Raw genomic sequence first — 6,339 nt, forward strand, 5'->3', positions numbered from 1 at the left:
AAATCAAACTATAAACTTTTTGCAGTAATAAGTAGTCTGTGCTTCAGTCTGTCTTTTGCCCAAAAAGTAGAATTTACGGTACCTGAAAATATTCTTGTGTTGGAGAATATCATTTTTGATTTTAAAAATGATTTCACAAAAGATATTGCAGTGGATGCCGCTGCTATGGAAGATGATTTTTCAACCACCGTTGATCTTTTTAACCTGAAATATGATGCCGGAAATAACAATCCTTATCTGAGTCTTGCGTTAAATAAAGGAGCAAAGCCCAAGCAGTTTATTGAAAGGGCAAGCTGGATGGTAACCTTCAAGAAAATTTCCAAAAAAAGTACGAAAGTCACTATTGATCTTGAATCCATTGTTCCTGATCGCTGGTCTAAGAAAGAAGTAGATGTAAAACTTACCAAATCTACTGGCAAAGTAGAAAATGAAATTAAAGAGTTTCTGTTAACTTATAAGAAAACAAAATCTTCTGCAAGAGCTACAGCAGATGCCGCAGCAGAGCCTACTGAAGTGGATATTGCCGCAGCAGAAGCTCAGGCGGTGGCTCAAATGGAAGAGCTGGATAATAGAAAACTTATACAACAAACAACCTCTAAAAAGCTACAGACATTATTCGGAAAGAAACAGTTTATTACCCTGCCCACAACAGCTGATACCTTTACAAAACTTTTACAGATACAACCGAGTGAGCTGGAATGTGAGAGCTGTAAAGGCGGGAAATATTCAAGCTGGGATATTGATGAAGTCTTCAATCTTATTTATGCTAAAATGAATGATGGATTAGAATATTATGCCCTTCAGTATTATGGGGATCAAAAAGTTTCCGGTTTACCATATGGATTGGTATTCAATGAAAGTTCGGCTTCTGAATGTAAAACCAGGTTTGCAAGATATAATGCACAGCTTTACCAAACCACAGTTGAGGTTGATGCCAATACTTCGAGTGCATTGACAGTAGTTAGTTTCAAAATGGACAATCGTTTTATCCGTCTTGAGTTTGGAAACCAATACCTGACGAGACTTTTTGTATCCAATAAAGAACAATAAATATGACCTTTTTCGGATATTTCTTTTTAGCCATATTTTTATTTTCACTCTACATTGCTTATAGGATTTTTAATAAAATTCTAAAAAAGAGAAGTGCTGTAAAAGGAAAGACCGGATGGCTGGAAAAAGGATTTATGCTGTTTTTTATAAGCCTGATCGTGATTGCTCTCAATGGTGTAACGATGGTTTTATCCTATAGTTTCTTTTGGGAGAAAGCGTACAGAACTTTATCGGAAAAACAATATGAGGCTGTTGTTATCGGTTATAAAAAAGAAAATATTTCTACTAAAAATTTCTCCACTTCCGGATATTACAATAAAACGGTGTATTTTCCAAAGGTAAGATACAGCAATATTAATGGAAGAGAAGTGATAAAAACGTTGGATATTACCAATGACCATCCGCCTGCAATAGGCCAGACACTGAAAATTACAGACAATGAAACCAATGAAGCGGCCAATGGCATTGAACTCGATTGGATAATGTCTGTTTTCGGATGTATTTTTACCGGACTGGCAGCCTTTTTTGCATGTTTATTCACCACTTACATTAAAAATGATACCTTTAAAAAACGGATTGTCTTTTCTTTATATGCAGCTCTTTTTATGGCTGTATTGAATGTGGGATGCATATTGCTGATGGTTTTTAAGCATTGATACAACTCTATGAAAGGTATATAAAAAGAATGATTCTGAAATAAAAATGTATTTTTGAGATACACTAACCCGAAAGAGATTTCAAACACTAAATTATATATGGAGAATAAGAAAAAAATGTCAACTGCAGGCTATACAGTTCTGGGAATAGTGCTGTTCTGTTTTCTCTATTATATTCTATGGCTGATTTTTAAAGAGAAAATGCCGCTGCATGAACTCCTTTCAGATATTAATACCAACTATGATGAGTATGCAGGCCGTGTTTGGTATTGTATTCCGTTGGTGATTTTGATCCTGATTTTTTTTACTATTCTAAAACCTTCCGGAACGAAGCGTTTTTTAAGACTACAGGCTTCATTACCTACTTCCAAAATTGCATCACTGGCCAAAGGAATTGTTGAAATAGAAGGAACTCTCATTATGGAATCACCTTTACGTTCACCAGTGAATCATGAAGAATGTATAGGATATTATTATACGATTGAAGATATTGATAAAGATTCTGATGGGAAGAACACTTATACAACTGTTCACAGGGAAACCCAATGTAATATTTTCCGCATCAAAGATGCTACCGGAACTATCGAAGTTCAGCCCGAAGGAATTGACTTGGTTTTATTGGGAGAAACCAATATCAGCAGTACTTACAACAAAAGATATAAAGAAACCCTTTTAAAACATGGCCAGCAAATGTTGTTGGTAGGCTATGCCGATTCAAAAAACGGAGTTCCGTTTATCAGAAAAGACGAACATTATAAAGTTCTTGGGATCACTTCATCATCAGGAATTTCTGTGTGGAACAAATATCAGCCGCTGTTGAGGTCATTCCTTTTTACCTGTTCAATAATTTTATTAATCATCATTTATATACTCATACAATAATGAATCAAACCGTAGCCATCATATTATTTGCCCTGCTGGCTGTAGCAGTAATAAGCTTTCTCATTAATTTATATAACAAATTGGTATTGCTCAAATTCAATGTTGATAAGGCATACAGCAATATTGACGTTGTCCTGAAACAGAGAGCAGATGAAATTCCCAATCTGGTAAGTGTAGCCAAACATTTCATGAACTATGAAAAAGATATTCTTACCAGGCTTACAGAGTTGAGAACTGTTTATAATACCACCAAAGATTCAGATAAGAAAACAGTATTGGCTAATGAGACCTCAAAAGCCTTATCTTCATTCTTTGCCGTATCTGAAAATTATCCGGAACTGAGATCCAATAATAACTTCCTGGAACTCCAGAAAAGAATTTCCGAACTGGAAAATAAGATCTCAGACAGGAGAGAATTTTTCAATGATAGTGTTAATCTGTACAACATCGGAATCCATGAATTTCCCAATGTAATTTTGGCAAAAATGCTTGGTTATAAAGATAAAACCCTGTTAGAAGTTACAGACCAGGAAAAACAATACCATGGAGTTCAGTTTTAATACCTTTTGGGGTTTAGAGAAAGACCTTATGGCTCATCCCGAAATGCTGATTTTCGCAGCACTCCTCATCCCAATATTGCTGATGCTTCCCATTGCTTTGATAGGTTGGGTTTTCAGGAAACTTAAGTTCAATATGTATATCATCAATGTATTACTGTACACCCTGATGTTTACTTTTTTATTGGGCGTTTTAACCATTTTTACCCTCTATTTTATTACAGATAAGAATGGAATTAAATTGTTGTACTGCTGGCTAACCATTTTTGCAGGAATGTTCTTTTTCTGCCTGATGAATGAGAAAACCATTACTAAAATGTTTACAGACTGGTCTAAAATAATTGAAGAAAAAGATAAAAGTAGAAAGTAGAAAGTAGAAAGTAGAAAGTAGGGAAGCTGGAAGCTGGAAGTTTCTGAAGCCTTATAAATAAAGGAATTCATTGAAACAGATTAACAAAGATAATTTGAATCATTAATTTTATCGCAGATAAAATCTTTGCATCTGAGAATAACATTCAGAAAAATCTGCGAAATCAGCAATATCTGCGAGAACGAAAATGGCTGGACTCATAAAGAGGCCAGCCATTTTTTATAATAAATATACTTGAATTATTTTACTAAAAACTGCATCGTAGTTCCATCCAGTTTTAAAATATAAACCCCTTGATTAAGAGTTCCGGTTCTGATTGTATTTCCATTTTTGAAAGGTTTGTCAATCGTCTGTAAAACTTTCCCCTGTAAAGTATAGATCTCAGCCTTTTTAATATTCTGAACATCTCCTTTTACCGTGATTTCCTGATTGGTGATTGGGTTAGGCGTAATTTTAAAACTTTGCGTGGTCTCTGGGGCAATACTTGCTTGCCTGGCAGAAGTTCCGGAATAACATGTCCATTTCAGATCATCAATAGCCACTCTGTTGCTGGATGAATTATTCACAAGGCTTACCGTTACATTTCCGGAAACATTAATATTGTTAATGGTAGTTGTGGTAGCTGTGGTGCTGTAAGGAACCGTTCCTACTGTAGTTCCGTTTACTTTTACATCAAGAACGCCGTTGCTTCCTGAGAATTTCAGCTGTGTAGTTACGGTTAGAGAACCAATACCATTAGCTGAACTTCCGGATGTTAACGATCCGCTCCTTACAGTAATTGCTTTATTATTGATTGTTTGGTCAGTTCTTGAATCTGTAGCGGTCCACGAAATGCCACCATTGCTCCAAGTTTTGGTAGAATAGGTAGAACTTGCAGCTGGGATAGATTCAAAGTTTTCGTTTGCACAATCTGTAGATGGATTAGGATTCGTTGTTCCTGCATTCGTTGTTCCTGAAACGGAAGAACTGTTAGGCGAAGAGTTTCCTGCGGCATCCTTAGCCACAACATAGAAGCTGTAAGTAGTTGATGGATTCAGTCCTGAAATTGTGGTAGAAGTTGAACTTACTGTAGTTTGCAAACTTCCGTTCATATAAACATTGTAGGCAGAAACTCCAACATTATCTGTGGCTGCATTCCATGTAAGAGAAATACTGTTTGATGTTTTGGCAGAAACGGTTAAGCTTGTAGCAGCTGTCGGAGCCTGAGTATCGCCGGTAGGCTGTTGAGAGCCCCAGATAAGATTCACATAGCTTGGATTATCGATAAAAGGGTTTCTGTTACCCTGGTAAGCATAAGAAGCGTTATTTCTCTTGATTTCAGCCTGAGAAACCGGATCCTGATTATGCCATGCCAGAAGAACGTTCAGTTCCCAGGTCTGAAGGCCCGGAAATGTAGAACTTCCCAGCATATTCCCTGAAGCAAAAGAAGAAAGCTTACTCTGATAACGCGTTACAAAATAAAAGATCATACGCGCTACATCACCTTTGAACTCATCAATCGGTTCAAAAACAGTTCCTGTATATCCAGAAGAAACAGAATTTCCCAATTTTGATCCATTTTGAGAAGTAAAAGTAGCACTTCCCACCTTTCCGAACGGATAGTTGCTTCTCATTCCATTTACTTTACCATCCGTAGCTCTGATGAAGTGAATGTCTGCTACCATTGGAGAAGCCTGGCTGAATAAACTTTGAGGTACAATATGTTCTCTGTTATAGCAGTTCCCTTCTGTGGAATAAGTTCCACACTGGTTAGATCCTGGTGTATATTTATAAGGATCAGCGCCTACAGGCTTTTCTGAGTAAATATCAAGTATAGACCCATCATTTTCGTAGTCTTTATCAATATCAGTGGTCTTGTAGGCTGTCCATAATCCATTGTAGCCTTTATCCTGATGTCCGTTAGTGATAATGGTACTTAAAGCCGTTTTCAAAGCAGCACCGCTCAATCCATTGGCCGAGTTGTAGTATCCTGCAGGAGCCTGAGCATAAGCAAGTCCTGAGAATACAGAGAATAAGATAATTTTTTTCATATTAATATAATTTCCCACAAGAATACTACATTTTTGCGAATAAAAAATTACAATATTATTAATTTTGAATGTAGCGCATTTTGCTTAATCTAATAAATTTTAAATGAATTAATTAGGGCTTTGGAATTCCCCGTAAAACAATAAATCTACACCAAAAAACATCAATTCGTAATTTCACATAACAACCCAAAATCCCGGACTTCATATCCAAATCTCTAGTTATAGAAACAAAAAAGCCAGTACAACAGTACCGGCCTATATTATAACAGCTATTAATCCTACTTTCTTTGTGGCGGATAATTTTTCATAATCTCAGCCATAATTTCAGGGATCTGTCTCTGTTTAGATCTTGGGGAATCAACAGAAATTCCGCTTCCGATACCCTGCCAAACAAGTTTGTTGGATTTTGCATCAATAAGATCAACAATCAAAGCTCCTTCATTGTAGTTGCTTGTCCATGTTCTGTTCATTCCAACACCCCATCCGAATGGGCCTCCCCAACCCCACATTCCGTAAGGAGACGAAGTTTGTATATCGGTAATTTTTTTGTGATTGGCTTTTACATTGACAATTAGATCAGGATTCTCTCCGGACTGAAGTCCTTTGCTTTGAAGCTGTTTTGAAAGCTCATTCAGAACTCTGTCTTTATCAATATCATTCAATTTTAGATCATCAATTCTTATTTTATAGGTTTTGTAAGAATTGAAATTGGCGGTTTCAGCATAATCTGAACGTACCTGAAACGGGCTACAAGAAGTTAAACCTAATGTAGCTGCTGCCAACAAAATAAAAAT

General features: G+C 36.4%; 7 protein-coding genes. 5 read left to right on the forward strand and 2 right to left on the reverse strand.

Annotated features, from left to right (window positions below):
• From BBH99_RS22345 to BBH99_RS07610, 5 genes are all read left to right on the forward strand, one after another.
• Positions 1-1,050, forward strand: a 1,050-nt coding sequence (locus BBH99_RS22345) for a hypothetical protein (protein ID WP_165601898.1), incomplete at its 5' end; no start/stop codon positions are given.
• A 2-nt stretch (positions 1,051-1,052) separates the two neighbouring features.
• Positions 1,053-1,706, forward strand: a complete 654-nt coding sequence (locus BBH99_RS07595) for a DUF3592 domain-containing protein (RefSeq protein WP_066694122.1) — start codon at positions 1,053-1,055, stop codon at positions 1,704-1,706.
• A 99-nt stretch (positions 1,707-1,805) separates the two neighbouring features.
• On the forward strand, positions 1,806-2,588 hold the full coding sequence (locus tag BBH99_RS07600) for a hypothetical protein (RefSeq protein WP_066694124.1): 783 nt from the start codon (positions 1,806-1,808) through the stop codon (positions 2,586-2,588).
• Positions 2,588-3,148 carry a LemA family protein gene (locus tag BBH99_RS07605; protein WP_066694126.1) on the forward strand — a complete coding sequence of 187 codons (561 nt, stop codon included), beginning with the start codon at positions 2,588-2,590 and terminating at the stop codon, positions 3,146-3,148. The genes BBH99_RS07600 and BBH99_RS07605 overlap by 1 nt, the downstream gene beginning before the upstream one ends.
• Positions 3,132-3,515 carry a hypothetical protein gene (locus BBH99_RS07610; protein ID WP_066694129.1) on the forward strand — a complete coding sequence of 128 codons (384 nt, stop codon included), beginning with the start codon at positions 3,132-3,134 and terminating at the stop codon, positions 3,513-3,515. The genes BBH99_RS07605 and BBH99_RS07610 overlap by 17 nt, the downstream gene beginning before the upstream one ends.
• A 239-nt stretch (positions 3,516-3,754) precedes the next feature.
• Here the strand turns inward: BBH99_RS07610 and BBH99_RS07615 are convergent, their stop codons facing one another.
• Together BBH99_RS07615 and BBH99_RS07620 are read right to left on the reverse strand one after the other, a co-directional pair.
• Positions 3,755-5,545 carry an endonuclease gene (locus BBH99_RS07615; RefSeq protein WP_066694135.1) on the reverse strand — a complete coding sequence of 597 codons (1,791 nt, stop codon included), beginning with the start codon at positions 5,543-5,545 and terminating at the stop codon, positions 3,755-3,757.
• Positions 5,546-5,823: 278 nt separating this feature from the next.
• Positions 5,824-6,339, reverse strand: a 516-nt coding sequence (locus tag BBH99_RS07620; RefSeq protein WP_228390765.1) for a DUF4136 domain-containing protein, incomplete at its 5' end; no start/stop codon positions are given.

The organism is Chryseobacterium contaminans, from assembly GCF_001684955.1.
GTDB lineage: Bacteria > Bacteroidota > Bacteroidia > Flavobacteriales > Weeksellaceae > Chryseobacterium > Chryseobacterium contaminans.

What these genes read in the sequence shown, in the direction of transcription:
- BBH99_RS07595 (WP_066694122.1), top strand. Translation starts at nt 1,053, where the DNA reads ATGACCTTTTTCGGATATTTCTTTTTAGCCATATTTTTATTTTCACTC.
- BBH99_RS07600 (WP_066694124.1), top strand. Translation starts at nt 1,806, where the DNA reads ATGGAGAATAAGAAAAAAATGTCAACTGCAGGCTATACAGTTCTGGGA.
- BBH99_RS07605 (WP_066694126.1), top strand. Translation starts at nt 2,588, where the DNA reads ATGAATCAAACCGTAGCCATCATATTATTTGCCCTGCTGGCTGTAGCA.
- BBH99_RS07610 (WP_066694129.1), top strand. Translation starts at nt 3,132, where the DNA reads ATGGAGTTCAGTTTTAATACCTTTTGGGGTTTAGAGAAAGACCTTATG.
- BBH99_RS07615 (WP_066694135.1), bottom strand. Translation starts at nt 5,545, where the DNA reads ATGAAAAAAATTATCTTATTCTCTGTATTCTCAGGACTTGCTTATGCT.